This window comes from Collimonas sp. OK242 (genome assembly GCF_900107095.1).
Lineage (GTDB): Bacteria > Pseudomonadota > Gammaproteobacteria > Burkholderiales > Burkholderiaceae_D > Collimonas.
In genome coordinates this window covers 1-25,987 of record NZ_FNOR01000013.1, presented here as the reverse complement: position 1 = coordinate 25,987, position 25,987 = coordinate 1, and the positions used below count along the sequence as shown (strand labels likewise).

Annotated in this window: 24 protein-coding genes and 1 riboswitch; of the genes, 15 read left to right on the top strand and 9 right to left on the bottom strand. The window is 57.2% G+C overall.

The genetic code is table 11. The features are described 5' to 3' along the window. Positions 1-54 precede the first annotated feature (54 nt). From BLV81_RS15320 to metF, 4 genes are all read left to right on the top strand, one after another. Positions 55-1,146, top strand: a complete 1,092-nt coding sequence (locus BLV81_RS15320) for an AI-2E family transporter (protein WP_092357783.1) — start codon at positions 55-57, stop codon at positions 1,144-1,146. Between the two features lie 88 nt (positions 1,147-1,234). Next, positions 1,235-1,309: riboswitch (S-adenosyl-L-homocysteine riboswitch) on the top strand. Between the two features lie 26 nt (positions 1,310-1,335). Further along, the gene (gene ahcY / locus BLV81_RS15315; RefSeq protein ID WP_092357781.1) at positions 1,336-2,787 is read left to right on the top strand and encodes an adenosylhomocysteinase; all 1,452 of its coding nucleotides are present in this window, start codon (positions 1,336-1,338) and stop codon (positions 2,785-2,787) included. A gap of 75 nt (positions 2,788-2,862) precedes the next feature. Beyond that, on the top strand, positions 2,863-3,207 hold the full coding sequence (locus BLV81_RS15310) for a phage holin family protein (protein WP_041742591.1): 345 nt from the start codon (positions 2,863-2,865) through the stop codon (positions 3,205-3,207). Between the two features lie 20 nt (positions 3,208-3,227). Then, a complete protein-coding gene (metF, locus tag BLV81_RS15305; RefSeq protein ID WP_092357779.1) occupies positions 3,228-4,070 on the top strand; it encodes a methylenetetrahydrofolate reductase [NAD(P)H] in 843 nt (280 codons plus the stop codon). Here metF and BLV81_RS15300 read toward each other — a convergent pair. Further along, the gene (locus BLV81_RS15300; protein WP_176992858.1) at positions 4,065-4,658 is read right to left on the bottom strand and encodes a 5-formyltetrahydrofolate cyclo-ligase; all 594 of its coding nucleotides are present in this window, start codon (positions 4,656-4,658) and stop codon (positions 4,065-4,067) included. The two genes, metF and BLV81_RS15300, sit on opposite strands and share 6 nt — an antisense overlap. 37 nt (positions 4,659-4,695) lie before the next feature. On the opposite strand from BLV81_RS15300, the gene BLV81_RS15295 reads away from it, so the two are divergent. From BLV81_RS15295 to BLV81_RS15280, 4 genes are read left to right on the top strand one after another with little or no spacing between them, the layout of a single operon-like run. After that, complete coding sequence (locus tag BLV81_RS15295) at positions 4,696-6,690, top strand: lytic transglycosylase domain-containing protein (RefSeq protein WP_092357775.1); 1,995 nt, start codon at positions 4,696-4,698, stop codon at positions 6,688-6,690. A gap of 57 nt (positions 6,691-6,747) precedes the next feature. Beyond that, a complete protein-coding gene (locus tag BLV81_RS15290; protein WP_092357773.1) occupies positions 6,748-7,443 on the top strand; it encodes a glutathione S-transferase family protein in 696 nt (231 codons plus the stop codon). A 31-nt stretch (positions 7,444-7,474) separates the two neighbouring features. Further along, a complete protein-coding gene (locus BLV81_RS15285; RefSeq protein ID WP_092357771.1) occupies positions 7,475-8,701 on the top strand; it encodes a multifunctional CCA addition/repair protein in 1,227 nt (408 codons plus the stop codon). A 36-nt stretch (positions 8,702-8,737) separates the two neighbouring features. Beyond that, positions 8,738-9,457 (top strand): GNAT family N-acetyltransferase, encoded by a 720-nt coding sequence (locus tag BLV81_RS15280; protein ID WP_092357769.1) that lies wholly within the window; start codon positions 8,738-8,740, stop codon positions 9,455-9,457. 10 nt (positions 9,458-9,467) lie between these two features. Here BLV81_RS15280 and BLV81_RS15275 read toward each other — a convergent pair whose 3' ends face one another. Beyond that, positions 9,468-9,986, bottom strand: a complete 519-nt coding sequence (locus BLV81_RS15275; protein WP_092357767.1) for an Lrp/AsnC family transcriptional regulator — start codon at positions 9,984-9,986, stop codon at positions 9,468-9,470. A gap of 143 nt (positions 9,987-10,129) precedes the next feature. On the opposite strand from BLV81_RS15275, the gene phhA reads away from it, so the two are divergent. Together phhA and BLV81_RS15265 are read left to right on the top strand one after the other, a co-directional pair. Then, positions 10,130-11,038 (top strand): phenylalanine 4-monooxygenase, encoded by a 909-nt coding sequence (gene phhA / locus BLV81_RS15270; protein WP_092357765.1) that lies wholly within the window; start codon positions 10,130-10,132, stop codon positions 11,036-11,038. 374 nt (positions 11,039-11,412) lie between these two features. After that, entirely contained in the window at positions 11,413-15,048 is a 3,636-nt protein-coding gene (locus tag BLV81_RS15265; RefSeq protein ID WP_092357763.1) for an indolepyruvate ferredoxin oxidoreductase family protein, read from the top strand. Between the two features lie 85 nt (positions 15,049-15,133). On the opposite strand, the gene BLV81_RS15260 is transcribed toward BLV81_RS15265, so the two are convergent. The 4 genes from BLV81_RS15260 to BLV81_RS15245 all read right to left on the bottom strand — a co-directional run bounded on the left by BLV81_RS15260 (position 15,134) and on the right by BLV81_RS15245 (position 18,944). Further along, positions 15,134-15,760, bottom strand: coding sequence for a M48 family metallopeptidase (locus BLV81_RS15260; RefSeq protein WP_255365245.1), 627 nt, complete (start codon positions 15,758-15,760; stop codon positions 15,134-15,136). A gap of 447 nt (positions 15,761-16,207) precedes the next feature. After that, complete coding sequence (queC, locus tag BLV81_RS15255) at positions 16,208-16,918, bottom strand: 7-cyano-7-deazaguanine synthase QueC (protein ID WP_092357759.1); 711 nt, start codon at positions 16,916-16,918, stop codon at positions 16,208-16,210. Positions 16,919-16,982: 64 nt separating this feature from the next. Then, positions 16,983-17,744, bottom strand: a complete 762-nt coding sequence (locus BLV81_RS15250) for a DUF3108 domain-containing protein (RefSeq protein WP_092357757.1) — start codon at positions 17,742-17,744, stop codon at positions 16,983-16,985. 72 nt (positions 17,745-17,816) lie between these two features. Further along, on the bottom strand, positions 17,817-18,944 hold the full coding sequence (locus tag BLV81_RS15245) for a DUF3108 domain-containing protein (protein ID WP_092357755.1): 1,128 nt from the start codon (positions 18,942-18,944) through the stop codon (positions 17,817-17,819). 167 nt (positions 18,945-19,111) lie between these two features. Here BLV81_RS15245 and BLV81_RS15240 point away from each other — a divergent pair, with 167 nt between their 5' ends. From BLV81_RS15240 to rfaE2, 4 genes are all read left to right on the top strand, one after another. Next, positions 19,112-20,356, top strand: a complete 1,245-nt coding sequence (locus BLV81_RS15240) for a branched-chain amino acid ABC transporter substrate-binding protein (protein WP_255365265.1) — start codon at positions 19,112-19,114, stop codon at positions 20,354-20,356. Between the two features lie 49 nt (positions 20,357-20,405). Beyond that, positions 20,406-21,110 (top strand): PhaM family polyhydroxyalkanoate granule multifunctional regulatory protein, encoded by a 705-nt coding sequence (locus BLV81_RS15235; protein ID WP_092357751.1) that lies wholly within the window; start codon positions 20,406-20,408, stop codon positions 21,108-21,110. A gap of 253 nt (positions 21,111-21,363) precedes the next feature. Beyond that, positions 21,364-22,224 (top strand): ferritin family protein, encoded by an 861-nt coding sequence (locus BLV81_RS15230; RefSeq protein ID WP_092357749.1) that lies wholly within the window; start codon positions 21,364-21,366, stop codon positions 22,222-22,224. A gap of 124 nt (positions 22,225-22,348) precedes the next feature. Next, complete coding sequence (gene rfaE2, locus BLV81_RS15225) at positions 22,349-22,828, top strand: D-glycero-beta-D-manno-heptose 1-phosphate adenylyltransferase (RefSeq protein ID WP_092357747.1); 480 nt, start codon at positions 22,349-22,351, stop codon at positions 22,826-22,828. A 69-nt stretch (positions 22,829-22,897) separates the two neighbouring features. On the opposite strand, the gene BLV81_RS15220 is transcribed toward rfaE2, so the two are convergent. The 3 genes from BLV81_RS15220 to BLV81_RS15210 all read right to left on the bottom strand — a co-directional run bounded on the left by BLV81_RS15220 (position 22,898) and on the right by BLV81_RS15210 (position 24,620). Next, positions 22,898-23,374, bottom strand: a complete 477-nt coding sequence (locus BLV81_RS15220; protein ID WP_092357745.1) for a copper chaperone PCu(A)C — start codon at positions 23,372-23,374, stop codon at positions 22,898-22,900. 149 nt (positions 23,375-23,523) lie between these two features. Continuing rightward, positions 23,524-24,006, bottom strand: a complete 483-nt coding sequence (gene trmL / locus BLV81_RS15215; RefSeq protein ID WP_092357743.1) for a tRNA (uridine(34)/cytosine(34)/5-carboxymethylaminomethyluridine(34)-2'-O)-methyltransferase TrmL — start codon at positions 24,004-24,006, stop codon at positions 23,524-23,526. 65 nt (positions 24,007-24,071) lie between these two features. Further along, entirely contained in the window at positions 24,072-24,620 is a 549-nt protein-coding gene (locus BLV81_RS15210; RefSeq protein WP_255365243.1) for a ComF family protein, read from the bottom strand. Between the two features lie 345 nt (positions 24,621-24,965). Between BLV81_RS15210 and BLV81_RS15205 the strand changes: the two genes are divergently transcribed. Beyond that, positions 24,966-25,910, top strand: coding sequence for a methyltransferase domain-containing protein (locus tag BLV81_RS15205; protein WP_092357741.1), 945 nt, complete (start codon positions 24,966-24,968; stop codon positions 25,908-25,910). Positions 25,911-25,987 lie beyond the last annotated feature (77 nt).

The following is a 25,987-nucleotide window of genomic DNA, read 5'->3' as shown; positions in this document are numbered from 1 at the left end:
ATGATCCCGCGGCAACACTCGATGTATTGCGCCCGATTTAACCAAGTCCCCTACATGGCCTCCGCCCCCAAATCTGCTTCTGAATCCGCTTTTGAGTCCGCTCCCGAAGCGCTATCCGATCCTGGTCAGTCGCGTCCGGTGATCACCGTCTTGCCACGCTTTCGCCTGGCGGCCTGGCTGGTGGCGTTAGCCGCGCTGTTCCTGGTGATGAGCCTGCACATGCTGACGGCGCTGCTGGCCGGTCTGCTGGTGTATGAACTGGTTCGCACATTGACCCCATTTGTGCAGCGGCGGCTGACCAGCGAGCGGGCCCATCTGATTTCCGTGGTGTTTCTGTCGGCGATTATTATCGGGCTGTTGACGCTGATCATTTTCGGATTGGTTGCATTCTTCCACGGCGGTCCCGATCGCCTGCAAGTGCTGCAATCCCAATTATTGGTGGTGGTGGACCAGGCGCGTACCCAACTGCCGGCCTGGCTGCAGCAATACCTGCCCGACGACATCGAAGAAATCCGGCAAATCATGAGCGACTGGCTGCAATCCCATAGCGGCGAAGTGCAACTGGCAGGCAAGGAGGCGGTACAGGTATTCGTGCATGTGTTGGTAGGCATGGTGCTGGGCGCCATGGTGGCGCTGAACGCGGCCCACCCCATGCCGCTGCTGCAGCCGCTGGCCGGCGAATTGCTGGGACGGGCGCGTCTGCTGGCAGACGCTTTTCATCGCGTGGTGTTCGCCCAGATCAAGATTTCTCTGTTGAATACGATATTGACGGCGATCTTCCTGCTGGTGGTGCTGCGGCTCGGCGGCGTCCACCTGCCATTGACCAAGACCATGATCATCGTCACTTTTCTGGCGGGTTTGCTGCCGGTGATCGGCAACTTGATTTCCAACACGCTAATCGTCATGGTGGCCCTCTCGGTATCGGTCTACGTGGCATTGGCGGCGCTGGTGTTCCTGGTGCTGATACACAAGCTGGAATATTTTCTCAATGCGCGGATTGTCGGTTCGCAAATCAACGCCCGCAGCTGGGAGTTGCTGCTGATGATGGTCCTGGCCGAGGCGGCTTTCGGTTTGCCCGGGTTGGTAGCCGCGCCGATTTACTATGCTTATATCAAGAGCGAGTTGCACGAAATGGGCTGGGTCTGAGGGCCGGCCGGTTATTCGTCAATCGAGATAAGCGGAATATGTGCTTCGGCTAGCCGAAAATCTGCCGTTTTGCTTTAAAATAGCGGCTCGTATCCAAGGAGCGTTGCGACAGACATGGTCTGCCAGGCTTGGTACAGTCATTTTGCAACTGCGCTCACGTTACTTTTTTTCTAACGAAAGGAGGGCGTGATGAACGCCGCAGTCATGAACGCATCTACACATTCCTCGACAACTTCCACTAGCCACGATTACGTGGTTGCCGATATCAGCTTGTCCGCCTGGGGCGACAAGGAAATCAAGATCGCCGAAACCGAAATGCCGGGCCTGATGGCGATCCGCGAAGAATTCGCCGCCGCGCAACCGCTCAAAGGCGCACGCATTACCGGTTCGATCCACATGACGATCCAGACCGCGGTGCTGATCCAGACACTGGAAGCCTTGGGCGCCAAGGTACGCTGGGCATCCTGCAATATCTATTCGACCCAGGACCACGCCGCCGCCGCGATTGCCGCCGCCGGCACGCCAGTGTTCGCCTTCAAGGGCGAGTCGCTGGACGATTACTGGGATTTCACGCACCGCATTTTCGAATGGCCGGGTTCCCAAGCTGACGGGCAAGCCAACATGATCCTGGATGACGGCGGCGACGCAACACTGTTGCTGCACCTCGGCACCCGTGCAGAAAAAGACATTTCGGTCTTGAACAATCCAGGCTCCGAAGAAGAGATCTGCCTGTTCAACGCGATCAAGAAAAAGCTGGCGACGGCGCCCAACTGGTATTCGACGCGCCTGGCCCAGATCAAGGGCGTGACCGAAGAAACCACTACCGGCGTACATCGCCTGTACCAGATGCACAAGGAAGGCAAGCTGGCGTTCCCGGCAATTAACGTCAACGACTCCGTCACCAAATCCAAATTCGACAATCTGTACGGTTGCCGCGAATCGCTGGTCGACGGCATCAAGCGCGCCACCGACGTCATGATCGCCGGCAAGGTTGCCGTGATCGCAGGTTATGGCGACGTCGGCAAGGGTTCGGCGCAAGCCATGCGCGCATTGTCGGCGCAAGTCTGGGTAACCGAAGTCGATCCGATCTGCGCCTTGCAGGCGGCGATGGAAGGTTACCGGGTAGTGACCATGGAGTACGCCGCTGAACATGGCGACATCTTCGTCACCTGCACCGGCAACTACCATGTGATCACCCACGCTCACATGCAAAAAATGAAAGACCAGGCAATCGTCTGCAACATCGGTCACTTCGATAACGAAATCGAAGTCGCCGCGTTGAAGCAGTACACTTGGGAAAACATCAAGCCGCAAGTCGACCACGTCATTTTCCCGGACGGCAAACGCATCATCCTGCTGGCGGAAGGGCGCCTGGTTAACCTGGGTTGCGGTACCGGCCATCCGTCGTACGTGATGAGTTCTTCGTTCGCCAACCAGACCATCGCTCAGATCGAATTGTTCGTGAACACGAAAGCCTATCCGGTCGGCGTGTACACCTTGCCAAAACACCTGGACGAAAAAGTCGCGCGCCTGCAGTTGAAAAAACTCAATGCGCAGTTGTCGGTATTGACCGAAGAGCAGGCCGCTTATATCGGCGTCAAGCAAACCGGTCCGTATAAGCCGGAACACTACCGCTACTAATCGCGAGGCTGCGATCGGTGCGTATACATATATATGTGCCGACCGCAGTTCTTTCATCACCAAGAGGAACACACGATGCGTTTACTGATTACCTGGCTGATCAACACCCTGGCCTTGCTGGCGGTGCCGTATTTGATGCACTCGGTGCAGTTTGCCAGTTTCGGTGCGGCGCTGATTGCGGCGCTGGTGCTGGGTTTCGTCAATACCCTGATTCGTCCGATCCTGCTGCTGCTGACTTTGCCGGCAACTTTACTGACGCTGGGCTTGTTCATCTTCATCATCAACGGCCTGATGTTCTGGCTGGTGTCGCACCTGGTGAGCGGATTCTACGTGGCCAGTTTCTGGTCGGCGGTTGGCGGCGCTATCTTGTACAGCATTGTTTCGTGGGCACTCTCTACTTTGCTGTTGAAGAAAAATTGAATGATTGAGTGATACAGAAAATGGCAAAAAAGAATTTCAGCATTGAATTTTTCCCGCCCAAGACCCCTGAAGGCGCAGAAAAATTGCGGGTGACGCGTGCCAAACTGGCTGAGTTGCACCCCAAGTATTTTTCAGTCACCTTCGGCGCCGGCGGTTCGACCCAGAAGGGTACGCTGGACACCGTGCTCGAGATCCGCCGCGAAGGCCATGAGGCGGCGCCGCATCTGTCGTGCCTGGGCAGTTCGCGCGAATCGCTGCGTTCGATTCTGACGCAGTACAAGGATAACGGCATCAAGCACCTGGTTGCATTGCGCGGCGATTTGCCCAGCGGTTACGGCGCGATGGATATTTCTTCCGGCGAATTCCGCTATGCCAATGAGCTGGTGGAATTCATCCGCGCTGAAACCGGCGACTGGTTTCATATCGAAGTTGCGGCCTATCCTGAAATGCATCCGCAAGCCAAATCGCCGCAAGACGATGTGCAGCGTTATGTCAGCAAGGTGAAAGCCGGCGCCAACGGCGCCATTACGCAATATTTCTACAATGCGGATGCTTATTTCCGCTTTGTCGAAGAAGCGCAAAAACTGGGTGCGACCATACCGGTGATCGCCGGCATCATGCCGATCACCAATTATTCGCAGTTGATGCGTTTTTCAGATATGTGCGGCACCGAGATCCCGCGCTGGATTCGCCTCAAGCTCGCCAGCTACGGCGACGACACGGATTCGATCCGCGCCTTCGGCCTGGACGTGGTGACCCAGCTTTGCGAGCGCCTGCTGGCAGGCGGTGCGCCCGGTTTGCATTTCTACACTCTGAATCAATCGGCTGCGACTATCGCGATCTGGCAGCGCCTCAAGCTATAAATTCACTGTTTCGGTAATGATGGCATCCAGCGCGACATCATGCGCTGCGCCGTCAAATTCGGCCAGCCCGCAGGCATAGGCAATGCCAATTGCCTGCGGACGCGGCGACGGCGCCAGCGTCCGGTCATAAAATCCTCCGCCGTAACCCAGCCGTACTTTGTGCATGTTGAAGCCGACGCAGGGAATCAACAGGGCCTGCGGTGTGGCCGCTACATCGCTGGCCGGTATGGCGACACCGAATCCATCCTTGACCATGGCCTCACCCGGATTCCAGCCGACAAAGCGCAACGGGCTATCACTGTCGACCACTACCGGCAATGCCAGCCGCATGCCGCGCGCCGCCAGTTCGGCATAGGCCGGGCGCAGATCCGGTTCGCCGCGGATCGGCCAGTAGACGCCGAGCGTGCCGTCCGGATGTGTATCGGTCCACAGCGTGGCCCAGGCGATTACCCGCCGCCCAAGCTCTGCGTCCCAATCCTGGCGGCAGGCCGGGCTGATCGACTTGCGTGTCGCCAGCAAGCTACGCCGCAGCAGCGTTTTGTCCGCGCCTGGCGTTGCATCACTGGCATCACATGCTATGCTAGACATCATCATCCGCTTTCGTAAAATTAAGGTTGGCAGTTACATGTTTAAAAAGAAATGGCTTGCTGTGATCGCCGTCGCTGTGGCTTCTTCCGCCGTGATGACAGGTGCAGCTTATGCTCAAAAGCGCTCCAATAATGCCGCCACCGGAGCCGCTCCCGCCAGTTACGCCAGTCAGGACGATGCTTTCCTGGCCTTGCGCGATGCCGCACGTGCGAACAATACGGATAAGGCAGCGCTGCTGGCTTCCACTTTAAGTGATTATGACATTCCTTCGTATGTCGATTATTACCGCTTAAAGCCCTTGATCAAAGACCTGGTTGCTCCGCAATCTGAGATTCGCGAATATCTGGCGCGTTACGATGGCAGCGCCATTGCCGACCGCCTGCGCAACGACTGGCTGCTGGAGTTGGGCAAGGCCGGCGACTGGAGCACTTTCGACGAACAATATCCGAAATTCGTACTCGACGACGATACGCAATTGAAATGCTACGCGCTGACCTCGGCTGCGTTGAAAGGCCAGAATGTCGCCGCGGAGGCGCGTGCCTTGCTGACCACGCCGAAGGATTTCGGCCAGGGTTGCACCGGTCTGATTGGCACGCTGGCGCAAAATGGCCAGTTCACCGCGGATGATGTCTGGTTCCAGATCCGGCAAGCGGTAGAGGCAGGGTTTGGCGGCGTCGCGCGCCGCATGACGCCGTATATCGACGCTGACGACTCCCAGGTGGCGCAGGCCATCGAAAAATACGCCCTGATGGTTGCACGCGGTCCGGGAACCAGCCGGGACAACCATGAGTTATTCATCATTGCCTTGGGGCGGGTAGCCAAAAACGATACAGGCAGGGCGGCCGACGCGCTGAACGCATCCGCGGATCAATTGACATCCTCCGAACGATCCCTGGCATGGGCGCAGATAGCGCTGCAGTCGGCGCTCAAGCTGGAACCGCAGGCCATCGATTATTGGCGCCAGGTCAAAGGTAATGCGGGCAATACGCCGTTGTCGACGGATGCTTATCAGTGGCGGGTCCGTTCTGCCTTGCGCGCCGGCGACTGGAAGCTGGTCCGTAGCGCTATCCTGGCAATGCCGGCGGCGTTACGCAGCGATCCGACCTGGATCTACTGGATGGGGCGGGCCGATCAGTCGGAAGGAAAGTCTGAGCAAGCGCAGCAGCAATTCCAGTCGATCGCCGACCAGACCAATTTCTATGGTCAACTGGCGCTGGAAGAATTAGGACAGAAAATCATCGCGGTTTCCTCCACGCAAGCGTTCAGCCCGGCCGAACTGGCTCCGATGACAAATAACCAGGGCTTCCGTCGTGCGCTGCGGTTTTTTGACATGAATCTGCGCTTTGAAGGCGTGCGCGAATGGAACTGGGAATTGCGCACAATGACCGATCGTCAATTGCTGACGGCGGCCGAATTCGCGCGCCAAAACAATGTCCTCGACCGCATGGTGAATACTTCCGACCGTACCAAGGTCGAAGTCGATTTCAACCAGCGCTTCCCGTCTCCTCATCGTGACGTCATGACCGCCAATACGCAAAATCTGGGGCTTGATATGGCATGGGTATATGGCGTGATCCGGCAAGAGTCGCGCTTCATCAGAAGTGCGCGCTCGGACGTCGGCGCCAGCGGCTTGATGCAGGTGATGCCGACGACAGCACGCTGGGTCGCAAAGAAAATCGGCTTGAACGGTTTTACCAACGACCAGATATCCGATGTGAATACCAATATCCTGCTGGGCACCAATTATCTGAGCATGGTGTTATCCGATCTGGACGGCTCGCAAGCGCTGGCCTCGGCCGCCTACAATGCCGGCCCTGGCCGGCCGCGCGCCTGGCGTTCGACCTTGCCGGGCACAGTTGAAGGCGCGGTTTTTGCGGAGTCGATTCCGTTTAACGAAACCCGCGGCTATGTAAAAAATGTACTGTCCAACGCAACTTACTATGCAGCCCTGTTCGAAGGCAAGCCGCAGTCCTTGAAGGCGCGGCTGGGCACGGTCGCGCCCAAGGGTTTCGTCGAATCGGCGCTGCCTTGATATCGCAAAAATGTTGACATCCGGAGTTGAATAGGCGGACACATGCTAGGCGCACCCATGCAAACCACAGAACTTGATCCCAGCCTGTCCGCCGCTTTGCAAAAAGCTGGGGCAGATGGCTTGATACTGGTGATCGCCAACAAGAATTATTCTTCCTGGTCGATGCGGCCGTGGGTGGCGATGACGGCATTCGGGATTCCCTTCAAGGAGCACAAGATCCTGCTGCGGCAAGCGGATACCGCGAACCAGATCGGACGCTATTCGGCCAGCGGCCGGGTGCCGATTCTGTTGGTAAGCGACAGGCCGATCTGGGATTCGCTGGCCATTTGCGAATATCTGGCCGAGCAGTTCCCCGATCTGGGCATGTGGCCGCAAGACTCCATGGCGCGCGCCACTGCCCGTTCGATATGCGCTGAAATGCATGCCGGTTTCGCCTCCCTGCGTTCGGCAATGCCGATGGATATCCGCGCGCACAAGCCGGGCCAGGGCCGTACTGCCGGCGCCCAGGCTGACATCGCCAGGGTGATCGAAATCTGGGAAAGCTGTTTATCCGAATTCGGCCATCATCAATTCTTGTTTGGCGCCTTTTCGATTGCCGATGCTTATTTTGCGCCGGTGGTGATGCGTTTCCGCAGTTACGGGGTATCGCTGGCGCCAGCCTTGCAAGCTTATGCCGAACGGGTCCAGGCGCATCCCGCCGTGGCGCGCTGGATACGCGAGGCGTTGGCGGAAACTGAAGTGTTACCAGATTAAATTGCCAGACTAAGCAGGTTCAATCACAGCCATGAAAGTTTTTGAGGTTGGCGGCGCGGTACGCGACGAGTTGCTCGGGTTACCCGTAAAAGACCGTGATTACGTGGTGGTCGGCGCTACGCCGGAAGACATGCTGGCGCAAGGTTTCCGGCCGGTCGGCAAGGACTTCCCGGTGTTCCTGCATCCTGACACGCACGAGGAATATGCGCTGGCGCGCACCGAACGTAAAACTGCGCCGGGCTACAAGGGCTTTGTGTTTCATACGGATCCCGACGTCACTCTGGAACAAGATCTGGTGCGCCGCGACTTGACGATCAACGCCATCGCGCGCGCCGACGACGGCACTGTGGCAGATCCGTTTAACGGCCGGCAGGATCTGCAGGACCGCGTATTTCGCCATGTCTCCGAGGCTTTCGCCGAAGACCCGGTACGCATCTTGCGCGTAGCCCGGTTTGCCGCGCGCTTTACCGACTTCACGGTGGCGCCGCAGACCAATGCCTTGATGCAGCGCATGGTCGCCGCCGGCGAAGTCGATGCGCTGGTGCCGGAGCGCGTGTGGCAGGAATTGGCGCGCGGTCTGATGGAAGCGCAGCCGTCGCGCATGTTTGATGTCTTGCGCGCCTGCGGTGCGCTGGCGCGCATCCTGCCTGAGCTGGATGTCCTGTGGGGCATACCGCAACCAGAAAAATATCATCCGGAAATCGATACCGGCGTGCACGTGATGATGGTGGTGGATACCGCTGCACGTGAAAACTACGCCTTGCCGGTGCGCTTCGCGGCACTGATGCACGATCTGGGCAAGGGCGTCACGCCGGCCGCCGACTGGCCTAGCCATCACGGTCACGAGGGGTATGGCGTGGAATTGGTGGAACGGGTTTGCCAGCGCCTCAAAGTGCCGGGCGAGGCGCGCGACCTGGCGCTCATGACCGCGCGTGAGCACGGCAATGTCGGCCGCGCATTCGAGCTGCGCGCGAACACCATAGTGAATTTGCTGGGGCGGTGCGATGCCTTTCGCAAACCACAGCGATTTATCGATATGCTGCGCGCCGCCGAGTGTGATTATCGTGGCAGGACCGGGTACGCGGGACGTCCCTATCCGCAATTCGCCTATCTGCTGGCGGCGTTGCAGGCAGCGCAATCGGTCAACGCCGGCGTCATCGCCGGCATGTTCCAGCAGCAGCCGCAACGGATACCCGAGGCCATCCATGCGGCGCGGGTCGAGATGGTTGAGCAGACGATGCAAGCGCAACGACCATGATCCGAGGTAAGCTTATCCGACAGGAGAGCTAGCAAGATGACAGCTACAGATGCCAAAGCGGGTTCCGCAAGCCAGGTGCCGGGCATAACCGGCGGCACCGGCGGCGCCGGCTCGGATAAAACCAAGGCATCGCGCCCCACAATTTTCGTCAAGGAATTGTCGCGCCGTGCCCGCAAACGCTTGCTGCGGCACTTCCTGGCGCTCAGCAGCGGCGATCGCCTGCTGCGCTTCGGCTCGGTATTGTCGGATGATCTGGTCAGCCGCTATGTCGAAAATATCGATTTCACGCGCGATACGGTATTCGGTGTCTACGACCGCAAATTGCGCTTGCTCGGCGTCGGCCATCTGGCATTTGCGCCACGCGAGGCGTTGCCATCGGTGAGCGCTTCCACCACCAAGGAGCGGGTGGCCGAATTCGGCGTCTCCGTCGCGGCCTCCGCGCGTGGCTTGGGAGTCGGCACGCATTTGTTCGAACGCGCCGCGATACGCTGCCGCAACGTCGATATCGACACCTTGTACATGCACTGCCTGTCCTCAAACAAGGTGATGATGCACATCGCCAAGAAAGCCGGCATGGCGATCCATCGCGATTACGGTGAAGCGGATGCTTATCTGAAATTACCGCCGGCTAATCCGGCCAGCGTGCTGCAAGAAGCTGTCCAGGAGCAGGTGGCGACACTTGATTACACCATCAAGGCGAATCTGCGGGCTGCGCTCAAATGGCTGGGCAATTTACCGGGCATTAAGCGTGATTAATTAAGTGCGACTAAAGCAAAGGCAGCGCCGTCGTATCTTTAATCCGTTGCAGAGCAAAACTTGATTTGACATCCAGCACCGCCGGATGGCGCAGCAAGGTCTCCATCATGAAGCGCGAAAAATGCGCCATGTCTTCCACATGCACCCGCAGCAGAAAATCCATCTCACCGGTCATCGCGTAGCAGGCGACTACCTCCTGCCATTGTTCGACCGCCGCCGAAAATGAGGCGCGCGGCGACAGGGCTGGGTGTTGTGCCGCCGTCTTGGTGCCGCTCAGGTACTGCGGATCGCTATGTTTTTCCAGGCGCACATTGATGTAAGCCAGCAGGCCCAGTCCGATTTTGTCCGGCTCCAGCAGCGCCACGTATTGCCGGATCACGCCAGCCTGTTCCAGGTGCTTGATACGGCGCAGGCACGGCGACGGCGACAGGTTGACTCTTTCCGCCACTTCCTGATTGCTGAGGCGGCCATCCTCCTGCAAGATCGCCAGAATTTTACGATCTGTTGCATCCATTGCAATCTTTGGCATAAGTCACCCTAAAGATAATGATTTTTATTATATTATTGCGCAAATTTTTATGTATGAGGCGAATTTTGCAATTAACTGCCGCCAGCTCGGCCCTATACTATAGGCAGCAGAGAAGCAAACGCGTTTAGTCCAGGATAGAGAAAATGAATGCAAAAGTGATGGAAGCAAGCTTGAACACCGCCGATTCGAACACCGCCGATTTTTTTGCCGCCGTCGCCGAGAAATCGGACGGTGCCGTATTGCGTGGCGACTACAGCAAGATCGACGCCCAATACGTGGTCAAGCAAGACTGGGATGCTTATACGCCGGAGCAGCACGCCTTGTGGCGCCGCCTGTATCAACGGCAAGCCAAGCTGATCCCGGGGCGGGCTTGCGACGTGTTCATCGAAAGCCTGGAAATGCTGAATATCGGCGATGGCATTCCTCGCTTCGAGGAGTGTTCGGCCTTGCTGTCCAAGGCGACCGGCTGGACGCTGGTGGCGGTGCCCGGCCTGGTGCCGGATCATATTTTCTTCGAACATCTGGCAAACCGCCGCTTCCCGGTCACCGTCTGGTTGCGCGATCCGGAAGAGTTCGACTACATCGTCGAACCCGATGTGTTCCATGATTTCTTCGGTCACGTTCCGCTGTTGTTCAACCCGATTTTTGCCGACCATTTGCAGGACTACGGCAAGGGCGGCTTAAAGGCGATGAAACTGGATGGCCTGGGTATGTTGGCCCGTTTGTATTGGTACACGGTTGAATTTGGCTTGATCCAGAGCCCGCAAGGCTTGCGCGTATATGGCGCCGGGATTTTGTCTTCCGGTGGTGAAATCGAACATTGCCTGACCAGTCCGACGTCGCTGCGGCTGCCGTTCGATGTCGAACGCGTGATGCGCACCTTGTACAAAATCGATTCTTACCAGGAAACTTACTTCGTGATTAACGATTTTCAGCAGTTGTTCAATGACACCGCACCGGATTTCACGCCGATATATCAACGCTTGAAAGCGCTGGAACCGTTGCCGGCGAATACCCTGCTGCCGGGTGAAACAAACTTGCCGCTGAAATAAAAAAGCGGATTCTGCCGGGGAGAGCAGAATCCGCAAACTAGTGATAATGGGAACACTAGAGGGAGGAATGCCCGACATGGCTGGTCCAGGGGAGGTATTCAGCCACATCAGACAAGTTGCCATTACACGCCTAGTTGATTCCCATTCCTATTCGATTTACCAGTTGTTACAGTTGTTACGTCCGCTACGCCGCGGCCGATTGCTGCGGCGTGCATTGAGTCAGCTACCCGCATGTGATAATGTGGCGCTGCTGTCGTCGCGACGGATAGTAGTAAAAAAACAGGACGATTTGCCCAAAAGGCAAAGACGTTTTACCGCGTAGGATAACCTCCACGCAGTGCAAGCAAAAACATAATTTTTGGCACGGAGACTGAATGAACGCACCACTCAAATCGGCGCAAGCCTTGCTGCCCTCAGAATCGGCGCAAGCGTCTGAAGCTGATGGCATTTCCCTGGATGACAAATATACGCTGGAGCGTGGCCGTGCTTTCATGACGGGCACACAGGCCATGATTCGCTTGCCGATGTTGCAACGGCAACGCGATGCCCTGGCAGGTTTGAATACCGCCGGTTTCGTTACCGGTTATCGCGGCTCACCGCTTGGCAGCGTCGATATGACGGCCGCCAAGGCAAAAAAATATCTGGACGCGCATCACGTCAAGTTCCACCCCGGCATGAACGAAGACCTGGCCGCCACCAGTGTGTGGGGTACGCAGCAGGTGAACCTGTTCCCGGGCGCCCAATACGACGGCGTATTCGGCATGTGGTACGGCAAAGGCCCCGGCGTCGACCGTTGCGGCGACGTCTTCAAGCACGCCAACATGGCCGGTACGTCCAAGCATGGCGGCGTACTGGTGCTGGCCGGCGACGATCATGCGGCCAAATCGTCGACTACCGCCCATCAAAGCGAACATATCCTGAAAGCCTGCGGCATCCCGGTGCTGTATCCGTCCTCGGTACAGGAATATCTCGATTACGGCTTGCATGGCTGGGCCATGAGCCGCTATACCGGTCTATGGGTATCGATGAAATGCGTCACCGACCTGGTTGAATCCGGCGCCGCGGTCGATCTCGATCCGGACCGCGTCAAGATCGTCTTGCCGACCGATTTCGAACTGCCGCCGGATGGCCATGGTTTGAACATCCGCTTGCCCGACACCGTGCTGGGCCAGGAAGCGCGGATGAACAATTACAAATGGTACGCGGCGCTGGCCTATGCGCGCGTGAACAAGCTGAACCAGATCATCTGGGACAGCCCGCGCGCCAAGATCGGCATCATCACCGCCGGCAAATCGTATCTGGATACGCGCCAGGCCCTGGCCGATCTGGGCATCGATGAAACCGTGGCGCGCGACATCGGCATTCGCCTGTACAAGATCGGCATGACCTGGCCGCTGGAAGCGGAAGGCGTGCGCGAGTTTGCCCAGGGCCTGGAAGAAATCCTGGTGGTCGAAGAAAAGCGCCAGATCCTGGAATACCAGGTCAAGGAAGAGCTGTATAACTGGCGCGACGATGTGCGCCCACGCGTGGTCGGCAAGTTCGACGATACCGGCGAGTGGAGCAACCGCAGCGGTGAAGGCCATGGCGACTGGCTGTTGCCGGCTACCTATGAATTGAATCCGGCGCAGATCGCCAGAGCGATTGCGACCCGCATTTCAAAATATTTTGCCGGCCATCCGGTGGCGCAACGCGTGCAGCAACGCGTAGCCTATCTGGAAGCCAAGGAAGCGTTGCTGAATATCAGCAGCAAGCCCGATCCAAACAAAGATCGCGTTCCGCATTTCTGCTCGGGCTGCCCGCACAATACCTCGACCAAGCTGCCGGACGGCAGCCGTGGCCTGGCAGGCATCGGCTGCCATTACATGGTGTTGTGGATGGATCGGGAATCGTCGACGTTTACCCATATGGGCGGCGAAGGCGTGACCTGGGTCGGCCAGGCGCCGTTCACTTCGGAAAAGCACGTGTTTGCCAACCTGGGCGACGGTACTTATTTCCATTCCGGCCTGCTGGCGATTCGCGCCTCGGTCGCGGCCAAGGTGAACATCACCTACAAGATCCTGTTTAACGATGCGGTGGCCATGACCGGCGGCCAGGCCTTCGATGGCCCGCTGGACCCTGCCATGATTTCTCGCCAGATTGCCGCCGAAGGCGTGACGCCGATTATTGTGGTGACTGACGAGCCGGACAAATACGCCGCCGACACCAACTGGGCTCCTGGCGTAACGATCCGCCATCGCAGCGAACTGGATGCCGTGCAGCGCGAATTGCGTGAGATGGTCGGTACTTCCGCGATGATCTACGACCAGACCTGCGCGTCGGAAAAACGCCGCCGCCGGAAACGCAATGAATATCCGGACCCGGCCAAACGCGCCGTGATCAACGAAGCGGTGTGCGAAGGTTGCGGCGATTGCAGCGTGCAATCGAATTGCCTGTCGGTGGAACCGCTGGAAACCGAATTCGGCCGCAAACGGCAGATCAATCAATCCTCATGCAACAAGGATTTTTCTTGCGTGACCGGCTTTTGCCCGAGTTTCGTCACGGTCGAAGGCGGTAATTTGAAGAAGCCGGCGAAAGTAACGGCAACGCCGGCCGCCGCGTCGACTGCCAGCTTGCCGCCGCCGGTCTTGCCGAATACGATAAAACCGTTCGGCATCCTGGTCACCGGTATCGGCGGCACCGGCGTGGTGACTATCGGCCAGATCCTGGCGATGGCGGCCCATGTCGAAGGCAAAGGCTGTTCGGTGCTGGACATGAGCGGCCTGGCGCAAAAGGGCGGCCCAGTAATGTCGCATGTGCGGCTGGCCGATCATCCCGACGATATCTATTCGACCCGTGTCGGCACCGGCGATGCGGATCTGGTAATCGGCTGCGACGCCATCGTCAGCGCCAACCGCGATGCCTTGTCGCGCATGGGCGAAGGACGTACCTATGCAGCGATCAATTCAACCCGCACGCCAACTGCCGCTTTCATCAAGAACCCGGATTGGCAGTCCCCCGATGCAGCAGCTGAGCACGATATACGCGCAGCCTGCGGCAGCGATCGTGTGGAATTCATCGATGCCGGCCGTATCGCTACCGCCTTGATGGGCGACGCCATCGCAACCAATATGTTCATGCTCGGTTACGCCTGGCAAAAGGGCTGGGTGCCGTTGCAGGAAGCATCGCTGATGCGGGCGATCGAACTGAATGGCTTGCAGGTCGCCTTCAACAAACAGGCTTTTGTCTGGGGCCGCACGGCTGCTTGCGATTTGGCTGGACTGGAAAAACGTACCCGCCTCAGCGATACGCCGGCGCAGGTGATCGAGTTCAAACGCGCACCTGATCTGGACGTGTTGATCAAGCGCCGCGTCGCGGTCCTGACGTCTTATCAGGATGCCGCATATGCGGAGCAATATCGCACCTTTGTCGAACAGGTGCAGGCAGCCGAAGCGCAATTGCCTCATGCAGAAAGCGGACGCACAGCGCATCGGCTGAGCATGGCGGTCGCTACCTATCTGTTCAAGCTGATGGCTTACAAGGATGAGTACGAAGTCGCGCGCTTATATACCGACGGTGCTTTCAAGGCCAAGATTGCGGGTATGTTTGAAGGCGACTACAAGCTTAAATTCCATCTGGCGCCACCGCTGCTTGCCAAGCACGATGCGCACGGCCATCTGATCAAGCAGGAATTCGGTCCTTGGATGATGCGTGCTTTTGGTCTGCTGGCGAAACTGAAATTCCTGCGCGGCAGCGCCTTGGATATTTTCGGTCATACCGCCGAGCGCAAGGAAGAACGCGGGCTGATTGTGCATTACAAGGAAACCATCGCTTCTTTGTTATCGCAATTGACTGCCGATAATCTGGCCGCTGCAGTGGCAATCGCCAGCCTCCCTGAGGAAATCCGCGGCTATGGCCATGTCAAGGAACGGCATCTGGCTGCTGCACGCGCCAAGGAAGCCGAGTTGCTCAATCAGTTCAATCACCCTGCAGCTGAACCGAAGGGGGAGTTGGGGCGATCGATTGCAGCTTGATTGAGCGCCTGCAATCACATGCGGCAGGTAGGTATTGATGTGTCGTCTATAGGCACATCAAGACCTATCCTGCGCTAGCCTGTCATCAGCTATTGATCTGTTCCTTGATCGCTGCAACCCGGCGTGTCAGACGCGGGTGGGTGCGGCAAATCTCGTTGAGGAAGCCGAACACCGGCGGCACCATCGCTTCTTGTTCCACAAAAGATTCGCAACTCATCTCCTGATTCAATCGGCGGCAGCCGCAGCCAAGCATCTGCAGCGAGCTGCGCGACGCCTCGAAATCCTTTGATAAATAAGCGCCAATGTTGTCGCAGGTATATTCGCGCGAGCGGGAATAGGCTTTTCCTAAAAACGGGACAATATGAGCTGGCAATTTCAGGGTGTTGAGCCAGGGATTCAGATGTCCGGCGGCATGATGCCCAAGCTCATGACCTATGACGAAGCGTACTTGCGCATCGCTATTGGCCTCAACCAGAGCGGAAGTCAGGAATACATAGCGGCCGCCAAGCAAGCGTCGCGCAAAGGCGTTGACGAGGCCGTTGGAGTTATACAGAAACGTCTTCGGCGGTTCGGACAATCCGATTTCCTGCGATCCTGCGACCACCATCTGGTGCAGTTCCGGAAATTGCTTCGGTCCTAAAAGAATCATGTTGCCGAATGCCGATGCGCGATAAACGGCGGCAGCGATCCAATAAAAAACAGCAATTGCCACCGCATATCCAATATAGATACGCACCATCCGTTCCAATTTGGGATCTGACCATGATGCTATGACTGCCAGCCCGATGGCGATCCAAAGCAATATGCCAAAACCTATCATGAGCGCCTGATAGGTTTTTTCTTTTTGTGTGCGAAGCGAAGCTACCGTCTGTGACATCTAATTTCTCCGGATTTAAGTGATATAAATTATTCACGCGGCATTAGCGCTTGCACAGATTGTACTTAGCATCTTGATAAATATATTGGTATGGGGGAAATATATTTCCTGTTCGCAATTGCAAACTGCACTGCGCTTGGGACGCCAGCCAATTTGATATCGAGGATGGGGGGAGGGACAAGGACGGTCAGCCTGACAATGTCAGCCCTTATTCGAGGCTGACATCTTGATGGCCAGGTTTTTGTTGAGATTCTTATTTACAGGCGAACTATCGGGACTGGCTCAAGCGGTCGGGTTTTGCTTGAATTGCTGGTATCCCCGCGCGCGCAGCGCACAGGCCGGGCAAGTGCCGCAGCCATAACCCCAGTCATGCAGCGTGCCGCGCTCACCCAGATAGCAGGTGTGGGTATCGGCCCGGATCAGGTCGACCAGAGCATCGCCACCCAAGTCTTGCGCCAGTTTCCAGGTCTCGGACTTGTCTATCCACATCAACGGCGTTTCCAGTTTGAGCCGGGTCGCCATCCCCAGGTTCAGCGCCACCTGCAAGGCTTTCATGGTGTCGTCGCGGCAATCGGGATAGCCGGAAAAATCGGTTTCGCACATGCCGCCCACCAGCACATTCAAGCCGCGTCGATAGGCAACCGTCGCCGCTACCGTCATGAACAGCAGGTTGCGGCCTGGCACAAAGGTGTTCGGCAAGCCGTTTTCCTGCATCACGATTTCAACGTCTTCCGTCATCGCGGTCGACGATATTTTCGAAATCAGCGACAGGTCGATCATGTGGTCTTCGCCCAGCTTGCCGGCCCATTGCGGAAACTGGGCGCGGATCTTCTGTAGCAGGACCGGACGTACCGTCAGCTCTACCGCGTGCCGCTGGCCGTAATCAAAGCCGATCGTCTCCACGCGTTCATACCGCGCCAGAGCCCATGCCAGGCAGGTGGTGGAGTCCTGGCCGCCGCTAAACAGGACGATGGCGCCGTTTGGTGTAGTCATATGATTTACTGTCCAAAGATTCAAGAAGAGATTGTATGCCTTAGTTACTACAATATTTGCTACATTATTTGCTGGCCTTGTTGTTTACCTGCTGCAGGGTCTGTTCGACAAAATCCTTGTTCGGATCGGTAAACCGCAAGCGCACCGGATACCATTCCAGAGAAGGCGCCAGCCAGATGTCGAGCTGCTGATCCTTGGCGTCCGGCGGCGGCGCCTTGAAAATATGGACAGCGTCCAGGTCGCCCATCGGCGTCTTGATTTTTTCAGTGCTGATGACTTTGAAGGTCCATGGTTCTGCATCATGCATGCCGGCCACAAAGAAGGTCCAGTCCGACCCCGGCTTGAACTGTTGCGGCGCTGCGCGCGCCACCGAAATCAGCTGCCAGATGATGCTGGTGCGATCCTGCTCGCCGCCTTTCAAGGGATAACTGCTGCTGGATTCGGAAAAGCCGATGGTGCCGCTATCGCGATGGAAAGTGGTGGTGGTGGCCTCCCTGCGGAAGCGCTTGTTGACGAATTGGGCAGGCGCCAGGCCAAAGCCGTCGATGGCGCCTTCACTCGTAGATTCAAGGATTTTTCCGAGCAGCATGGCGCGGGTTTCCGACTTGACGCTGAAGTGCTTGTCCTCCACCAGCCAGTTGACGCTGCCTTCGCCACCGAGCGTGATGCCGCTTTGTTTGGCCTGGATCGCATAACTCAGGTCGGCCGATGGCGGCAGGTCTATCTTGTACTTGGTCGCAGGATGATCGGTGGTGGCTGCAGAAGCCGTCAGCATGCTGCAGCAAAGTGCGGCGGCCATGGATAGTCGGAGTAAAGATGATTTCATGGTTTTCCAAAAAATGATGCTGTTTTCAAAAAGCTTGATTCGGTGACTCGGTGGTTCAGTAATGCAGGAAGATCAATTTGCCGCTGCCGTATTCAATCGTTTCATCTTGGACAGCGACATATCCAGATAATCGCCATCGGTTTCGGTAAACCGCAGTTTGACGGGATACCAATCCTGTTGCGGCGCCAGCCAGATATCGAGCCGCTGCTCGTGAGAACCTGCCTGTGGCACGCGAATGACGTGCCAGGCATCGAGATCGCCGCCGCCAACCGTGATCTTTTCCTGCCCGATGATTTGCATGCGCCAGGTTTCGGCATCCAGCGGGCCCGCGACAAACAGGTCGATTACCGCACCAGGAGAAAATTGCGTGCTGTCGCCGCGGCCGATGCTGGCCAGTTGCCAGACCACGCTGGCGCGGTCTTGTTCGCCGCCGCTGCGCGGGTAGCTATTCGGCGAGGAGGAAAAGATGATGGCATTGCGCTCGCGATGAAAAATGGTCTGGGTGGCGGGCTTGCGGAAACGTTTTTGCGTATAAGTCAGCGGCGCCACGCCAAAGCCGTTGATTTCGCCTTCGCTCTTGAAATCGAGAACGGTAATGAACAAAGCACCGGCCTCGCCGTTGATGGTGTAACTGCCGCCATCGGTTTGCCAGGTGATTTTGCCGCCGCCATGATAATTCTGGCCCTTTTGCAAGGCTTCCACATCGTACTTCAGCTCCGCCGACGGTGGCGGGGTGGTCTGGTAGTGCTTGCCGGCAGGAGGCGTCGCGTCTGCCTGCGCCGCCGGCGTAGTTGCTGGCGCCGTGGCTGCGCCTGCCGCAGCTGTGCCGGTTGCGGCAGGGCCGGTCGGCCCATTGTCGTCCAGCGGCGTAACAGTCTCCCTGATAGGTGTGTCCGGAACTTCCACGGCTGGCGCTGGCGCCGGGCGCGGTTTTGGCGTCGCCTTGGGACGTGTTTGCGTATCGGGTTTCGGGTTGGGCGCTTGCGGCAGCAGTACGGGCTTTTCAACGGGCGGCAGCGGCACGATAGTGGCGATGATTGGACGGTCCGGCCGATTGACCGGCGGCGCCCTGAATTGGCGGCTACCCCAGCTAAACAGGAGTAAATGCAGCAGCATCGTAAGCAGCAACACCCACAGCCATCGACGGCGGCTGGAGAAGGTATAGCGCGAAATTGAAGGAGGAACGGAGGAAGACAACATTCGTATAGTGTAAACGTATCTGCCGGGATTAATCCGGGCAAGAGTGGGCGGCGGCGATAAACCACGTAAAATATTGCATTTACATCAAACAAGAATAGTCGCCGATGCAGCATCGATACCATCACGTCGTCAGCACCTCGCTGGCATGCACGCTGGCCATGGGCGCCATGACGCCGATCGCATTTGCCGCTCCGGCTACCGCACCGGCAGCGGCCAAGTTGGCGCCGATTCGGCTTGGCATGATCGAGGGCATGTCGGGTCCCTTCGCCAATGCCGGTGAAGCCGTGGAACGCAATATCCGGTTTGCGGTGGAGCAGGTCAATGCGCGCGGCGGCGTGCGCTTACCGGACGGCAGGCATCTCCTGAACCTGAGCGTGTTCGATAACAAACAAGGGGTAGAGGACGCGTTATTGCAGCTCAAGCAATTGACCGACCAGAAAATCCCGTTCGTGTTGGAGGGCAATAGCTCTGCAGTTGCCGGAGCGCTGGTCGAAGCCATCAACAAACACAATGCCCGGACTCCGGACAATCGTGTCTTGTTCCTGAACTATTCGGCAGTCGATCCGGCATTGACCAATGAAAAGTGCAGTTTCTGGCATTTTCGTTTTGACGCCAACGCCGACATGCGCATGCGCGCACTGGTAGATGTTATCAAAAGCGACAGCCAGGCAAAAAGCGTTTACCTGATCGGCCAGGACTACAGCTTCGGCCAGCAGGTCGCCAAGGCTGCGCGTCAACAGCTGCAGGCGGCACGGCCGGATATCAGGATTGTCGGCGACGAATTGCATCCGATCGGCAAGGTAAAGGATTTTGCCCCCTACATTGCCAAAATTCGCGCCAGCGGCGCCGATACGGTAGTCACCGGCAATTGGGGCAACGACCTGACCTTGCTGGTGAAAGCCGCCAAAGAGGCTGGCCTGCATCTCAAGTTCTATACTTTTTACGCCAATAGCCTGGGCGCGCCGGCGGCAATCGGCGATGCTGGCGTAGGCACGGTGCGCGCCGTCGCCGAGTGGCATCCGAACGCTGTCGACGGCAATGCTGCCAGCGATGCGTTCTACCAAAATTTCCGCCAACGTTATCCGCAGCCGAAAGATGACTATCTGTTTTTGCGCATGGATGTCATGATCGACATGTTGGTGACCGCAATCGAGAAGGCGCAAACGACAGATGCGGGTGCCGTTGCACGCGCGCTGGAAGGAGCGCAGTACAAGAGCAAGTTCCATGAAGCCAGCATGCGCGCCAGCGATCATCAATTGATACAACCCTTGTATGTCGCCGTAATGCAAAAGCTTGCCGATGGCGGTATCCGGTTTGATAATGAAGGTAGCGGCTATGGTTTCAAGACCGAGCGTTACCTGGCGCCGGCAGCGACGGCCCTAGCCAATACGTGCAAGATGCAGCGCCCCTGACGCCGGAGATTTTATTCTGTCGCGTGGATTACCCTGAAGGAGATGTGCGATGAGCAGTTCAAATATTCCAGGAGCCGATGCAATGCAGGATAGTCTCGAATTCATCAAGAAAATGTGGGGCGGCCTGGGCGTGCCGGGGATGGTTGTCCCCACACTGTCGGTGGAAGAAATCAACAAGAAAATCACTGACCTGAAGGCAGTCGAATCCTGGCTGAACCTTAACCTGAACATGTTGCGCACCACCATACAGGCACTGGAAGTGCAAAGCGCGACTATTTCTGCGTTGCAGGCAATGGCAGCCGTCAATCAGACCAGCGCTCAGAATCAAGGCGGCGCCGAGTCTGCAGCGAGTGCATGGGCGATGCCGTCAGGTTTCCCGTTTTCATTTACGAGTCCGGCGCAAGAAGCTTCTGCCCCGTCAACCCAAACCGCGCAGCCGGTGGCCGATGCTGAAACTAAAGCCGCAGTTGAAATCCCATCAACCGCAAGCGACGCCGCTGAATCCTCGTTGGGGAATTCCAATGCGTGGTGGGATTTATTGCAGAATCAATTCAAGCAAGCAGTCGATAGCGTGGTTGCTGCTGAAAAAATGGTCATGCCGACTAAAACTCCAGCGCAGGCAAAGCCGGCAGTCAAACCGCGTAGCAAGGCAAACAGCGGCGCAGAGTCGAAGCCCGCTGGAAAAAAGAACAACTCCGTCGCCGGCGGCAAGGCAGCAACGCGCGCAAGCAAAGCCAAGTTTGTTTCAAAATAATCGCGGCATTGCTTTCATGCCAGCGGGAAGTGTCAATTAGTCAAGCTGCGCTTACTTCGCCAGCTTGACTAGCGCCGGATAAGTGCAATGATTAAAGATCGGTGCCTGGATGAAAAACTCTAAGTGATAACTTAATTTTATTATGGTTTTAGTATGGTTTTTGGCAAAAACACAGCCGCCTGCCGGTTTAAAAACGGGCTTGTAACAATTTCTTGGTAAAATCGAATAGTTAACTCACTTGCTTAAGGTATGTATGCTGTATCCAGAACTGTTTAAATCGCTTGAACAAGTCCGCTGGAACATGGAGACCGATATTCCATGGGACAAGTTTGATGCCACCCAGCTGTCCGACGAACAAGCTCAAACTATTCGTATGAATGCGATTACGGAATGGTCGGCGCTGCCTGCAACCGAGATGTTCCTGCGCGATAACCACGGCGACAGCGATTTTTGCGCGTTCATGTCGGTATGGTTTTTTGAAGAACAGAAGCATTCCCTGGTGTTGATGGAATATCTGCGCCGTTTCCGGCCCGAACTGGTGCCGACTGAAGCGGAGCTGGACAAGGTCCGTTTCGAATTCGACCCGGCGCCGCCGCTGGAAACGCTGATGATGCATTTCTGCGGCGAGATTCGCCTCAACCACTGGTACCGTTGCGCCTCCGATTGGCATACCGAGCCGGTGATCAAGCAAATTTACAAGATCATCAGCCAGGACGAAGCACGTCACGGCGGCGCTTACCTGCGCTACATGAAGAAGGCTTTAAATGAAGTGGGTGACGGCGCTTCTGCCGCATTCGCCAAGATCGGCGTCTTGATGGCTTCGGCGCGCCGTACCGAAAAACCGCTGCACCCGACCAATCTGCACGTGAATCAGTCGTTGTTCCCGAACGATACGGTGCAGAGCCGCCTGCCGGATCCGGAGTGGCTGGAGCGTTGGCTGGACGAGCAAATCAAATTCGACGGCGTCTGGGAAAAGAAGGTGGTCGATCGTATCCTGCACAATATGTCGTTGTTGTTTGAGCGTACCTTTGATACGGTGCAAGAACTGAACCGCTATCGCAAGGAAGTTGTCGCCCGCTTGGCCTTGACATCGGCCCCAGCTCCAGCAGTCTGATGTGAACGACGCTAAGCTTTTAGCGTAGCCTGTAACTGCTGCAAATTGATTGAATCCAAGCCGCAAGCGCAAGTATTGCGGCTTTTTTATTGCGGCTTTTTCATTGTGACCCTTTATATTCGCCATGCCTAAATTTGAAACCAAGCTTTGTACCCGTGCTGAATTGAAAGCCCGCGTTGCTGCTTTGCCGCAGCCGGTGGTGTTGACCAATGGCGTATTCGATATCCTGCATCGCGGCCATGTCACCTATCTGGCGCAGGCGCGTGAACAAGGCGCGTCGCTGGTGGTGGCGGTGAATACCGATGCCTCGGTCAAGCGCCTGGGCAAGGGCGACGACCGGCCGATCAATATCTGTGCCGACCGCATGGCCGTATTGGCGGCGCTGGAAGCGGTCAGCCTGGTGGTCGAATTTGACGAAGATACGGCGCTGGAAGTGGTGCGGGAGGCGCAGCCGGGGGTGTACGTCAAAGGCGGCGACTATCAGATGGATGCGATTCCGGAAGGCCAGGCCGTACTGGCGTATGGCGGCCAGGTAGTCGCGATCCCGTTTGCCCATGATCGTTCGACCAGCAAATTGCTGGACAAGGTGCGGCAAGGCGCTTGATCTTCACGATCAGCTGGGCAATGAAAAAGCGCGGATTCCGCGCTTTTTCATTGCAGAAACCGTTTGTATTTAATGTTGATGCGCCGCTTCGGCTGATTTGCCGCTCAGATCGGTGACGACTACCGACACTTCGATCTTGCCGGCTTTCTGGAAGGTCAGAGTCAGCGGGAATTTGTCGCCGGCCTTCAATGGCTGGTTCAGGCCGATCAGCATGACGTGGTAACCGTGGCCCGGTTTCATGTCGACGGTGCTTGCCGGCGGCAGATCGATCGCGCCGACTTCGCGCATTTTCATGAGATTGCCATCCATAGCCATGGTGTGGATCTCAGTGCTCTTGGCGACCGATGAGCTGACGCCGATCAGTTTGTCTGCTTCTTTGCCCTTGTTCTCGATACTCAGAAACGCACCGCCGCCAGGCTGGCCCGGGACAGTGGCGCGCGCATAGGGATGGCCGATGTGCAGGCTGCCGAGGTCGTACTCGTGGGCATGAGCGGTAACGCTGATAGCGAGAGTGCAGAGAAACAGGGAAATGGAACGTAAAGACATGATGATCCTTCGATTAAATTAGGTAAATGCCAAAGGCAGATAGTGGGGCTGGTTTTTTCACGGGCGACTCGGGAAACATCATGCCTATTTGCAAGACGATGGATTATAGCAATCGCGGCCTGATTGTTCCTTTACCAAGGGAAACCTGCTCAGGCTCCGCCGCTATAACCATTTTGGCGCCAGGCCTCGTACACCACGACTGCCACGGTATTGGATAGATTCAAGCTGCGATTATCCGGCCGCATCGGCAAGCGGATCCGTTGCGAAGCCGCAAATGATTCGCGCAAGGCCGGATCGAGGCCGCGGGTCTCCGAGCCAAACACAAATACGTCGCCTGCCTGGAACTGGAGATTGGCAAATGGCGTCGAGCCGTGCGTGGTCATGGCAAACATGCGGCTGGGATGGTAGTTGCCGGCAGCACGCATGCTGGCGACGAAGGCGTTCCAGTTGGCATGCACCTGCATGGTGGCGTAGTCGTGGTAATCCAGGCCGGCCCTGCGCATTTTGCTGTCGTCCAGTGGAAAGCCGAGCGGTTCGATCAAATGCAATTGCGCGCCGGTATTGGCGCACAGGCGGATGATGTTGCCGGTATTCGGCGGGATTTCCGGTTCAACCAATACGACATGGAACAACTTGATTCTCCTTATATAGGTAACAGATAGAGATGGCAGATCGAGATAATGGATCGCCAGGATAGCTATGGCGTCCTGGCGAACACGAAATTGGTGATGCGCCGTGCGCCATGCCGGCGTAGCGTCGTTGCCAGTGCGTGCAATGTCTCGCCGCTGGTCATGACATCGTCGACCACGCCTATGTGGCGGCCGTGTATGTATTGCATGGCTGCAGGCGGCACGGCAAACGCCTGGCGCAGGTTGCGACGTCGCTGCTCCAGTTCCGGCACTTGAGATTGGGGCGGTGTGTCGCGCTGCCGCAGCAGCAGTCCGTGTTGCAAATTAAGCCCGAGCATAGGTGCCAGGGGCTTGGCTATCTCCAAAGCCTGATTGAAACCGCGCTGCTGCAACCGTTGCGCGCTGAGCGGTACCGCTGTCAGGATATCAGGCAAGTCCGCCGATAGCGTCGGTTGAGCGCTGCTTGCCTGGAGCAGTATCACATCGCGTAGCATTTGTGCAAACATCGGCGCCAACGCCAGCCGTCCACCGAATTTTAGCGCGAGAATCAACTGATCGGTTGGCGCCGCATAGTCGCAGGCCACGATGGTGGCATCGAAGGCACGGGGTCGTTTCAAACAATTGCCGCATAGTGCGGGACCGGGACCGGGACCGTTGAGCCGGGGAAGCGGATTCGCACATTGCCTGCAGCGCGGCGGGCAATCGGAAAAGTAATGCTGGTTGCAGCCTTCGCAAATAATGCGCTTGCCGCTTTGATTGCACAACGCGCAGCACGACGGCATGCTCGCCAGGATACGGGCAAGTTGCAGTTGTGGCCAATGGCGTAGCTGGGGAAATGGCAAAGGGTGAGTCTCGTTCTTGTCAGGTGTGGGAGAGAAGGATGGCGGCACTCCCAGCCTACAGGCATTCAAGCGTGTAAACTACTGGCGATTATCGCATTTCATCTCACTTGCCGGATTCCGATGCCTACCTCACTCCCTCCTCTCGAAACTAGTCAAAGTGCGCCTATCGATTTGCGCCGGGTACGCCAACTATTTGCACAGCCTGCGCTGGTACGCGAATCCGAGTTCATGCGTCGCGAAATTTCCAGCCGCATGCACGAGCGTCTTGCTTTGGTGAAACTTGAGCCGCAACGGGTGCTGGATGCCGGCTGTGGCGCCGGCCCGGATATATATACATTGCAGCAGCGCTTCAGCGAAGCCGCCATTATTGGCCTGGATGCGTCCGCCGCCATGCTGCTGATAGCAAAAGAGCAACGTCGGACGGCGCAGCTATCGGTCAATCGCCTGTTGAAGAAGTGGTTGCCATTCACCGGCAAAAGCGACGAGCTGGCATCGGCCCTGGTGTGCGGCGATTTCGCCCAGCTGCCATTGGCGCCGGGCGCGGTGGATCTGGTCTGGTCCAACCTGGCCCTGCACTGGCATCCGCAGCCGGATCGCGTGTTCGCCGAATGGCGTCGTATATTAAGAGTGGACGGCTTGCTGATGTTCTCTTGCTTCGGCCCGGACACCTTTAAAGAACTGCGCAATGCGTTTGCGGCCATTGATAATGGCGCGCATGTATTACCGTTCGTCGATATGCATGATTTTGGCGACATGCTGGTCAATGCCGGCTTCTCGACGCCGGTCATGGATATGGAGACCATTACCGTGACTTATGACACGGTGGAGAAATTGCTGGCCGATGTCCGCGCCTGGGGCGGTAACCCATTGGCGACGCGCGGCCGTGGCTTGTTAGGACGCGCCGCCGGGGCTAGCATCAAGGCCGCACTGGAAGCTACGCGCCGCCCGGACGGTAAATTGCCGCTCACCTTTGAAATTATCTACGGCCATGCATTCCGGCCGGTGCCCAAAACTACTAGCGGCGGCGAGTCTATCGTGCAGTGGGATTTGGGTAAAAAGAAGTAAATCGAAATATTTTTAACAAAGTACTTGCGGGGGCGGGGGAGGGTTGCTATAGTTCGCCTCCCGTTGAGAACGACGCG

Coding starts and splice junctions, on each gene's coding strand:
- BLV81_RS15320 (WP_092357783.1), top strand. CDS start 55: ATGGCCTCCGCCCCCAAATCTGCTTCTGAATCCGCTTTTGAGTCCGCT.
- ahcY (WP_092357781.1), top strand. CDS start 1,336: ATGAACGCCGCAGTCATGAACGCATCTACACATTCCTCGACAACTTCC.
- BLV81_RS15310 (WP_041742591.1), top strand. CDS start 2,863: ATGCGTTTACTGATTACCTGGCTGATCAACACCCTGGCCTTGCTGGCG.
- metF (WP_092357779.1), top strand. CDS start 3,228: ATGGCAAAAAAGAATTTCAGCATTGAATTTTTCCCGCCCAAGACCCCT.
- BLV81_RS15300 (WP_176992858.1), bottom strand. CDS start 4,658: ATGTCTAGCATAGCATGTGATGCCAGTGATGCAACGCCAGGCGCGGAC.
- BLV81_RS15295 (WP_092357775.1), top strand. CDS start 4,696: ATGTTTAAAAAGAAATGGCTTGCTGTGATCGCCGTCGCTGTGGCTTCT.
- BLV81_RS15290 (WP_092357773.1), top strand. CDS start 6,748: ATGCAAACCACAGAACTTGATCCCAGCCTGTCCGCCGCTTTGCAAAAA.
- BLV81_RS15285 (WP_092357771.1), top strand. CDS start 7,475: ATGAAAGTTTTTGAGGTTGGCGGCGCGGTACGCGACGAGTTGCTCGGG.
- BLV81_RS15280 (WP_092357769.1), top strand. CDS start 8,738: ATGACAGCTACAGATGCCAAAGCGGGTTCCGCAAGCCAGGTGCCGGGC.
- BLV81_RS15275 (WP_092357767.1), bottom strand. CDS start 9,986: ATGCCAAAGATTGCAATGGATGCAACAGATCGTAAAATTCTGGCGATC.
- phhA (WP_092357765.1), top strand. CDS start 10,130: ATGAATGCAAAAGTGATGGAAGCAAGCTTGAACACCGCCGATTCGAAC.
- BLV81_RS15265 (WP_092357763.1), top strand. CDS start 11,413: ATGAACGCACCACTCAAATCGGCGCAAGCCTTGCTGCCCTCAGAATCG.
- queC (WP_092357759.1), bottom strand. CDS start 16,918: ATGACTACACCAAACGGCGCCATCGTCCTGTTTAGCGGCGGCCAGGAC.
- BLV81_RS15250 (WP_092357757.1), bottom strand. CDS start 17,744: ATGAAATCATCTTTACTCCGACTATCCATGGCCGCCGCACTTTGCTGC.
- BLV81_RS15245 (WP_092357755.1), bottom strand. CDS start 18,944: ATGTTGTCTTCCTCCGTTCCTCCTTCAATTTCGCGCTATACCTTCTCC.
- BLV81_RS15240 (WP_255365265.1), top strand. CDS start 19,112: ATGACGCCGATCGCATTTGCCGCTCCGGCTACCGCACCGGCAGCGGCC.
- BLV81_RS15235 (WP_092357751.1), top strand. CDS start 20,406: ATGAGCAGTTCAAATATTCCAGGAGCCGATGCAATGCAGGATAGTCTC.
- BLV81_RS15230 (WP_092357749.1), top strand. CDS start 21,364: ATGCTGTATCCAGAACTGTTTAAATCGCTTGAACAAGTCCGCTGGAAC.
- rfaE2 (WP_092357747.1), top strand. CDS start 22,349: ATGCCTAAATTTGAAACCAAGCTTTGTACCCGTGCTGAATTGAAAGCC.
- BLV81_RS15220 (WP_092357745.1), bottom strand. CDS start 23,374: ATGTCTTTACGTTCCATTTCCCTGTTTCTCTGCACTCTCGCTATCAGC.
- BLV81_RS15205 (WP_092357741.1), top strand. CDS start 24,966: ATGCCTACCTCACTCCCTCCTCTCGAAACTAGTCAAAGTGCGCCTATC.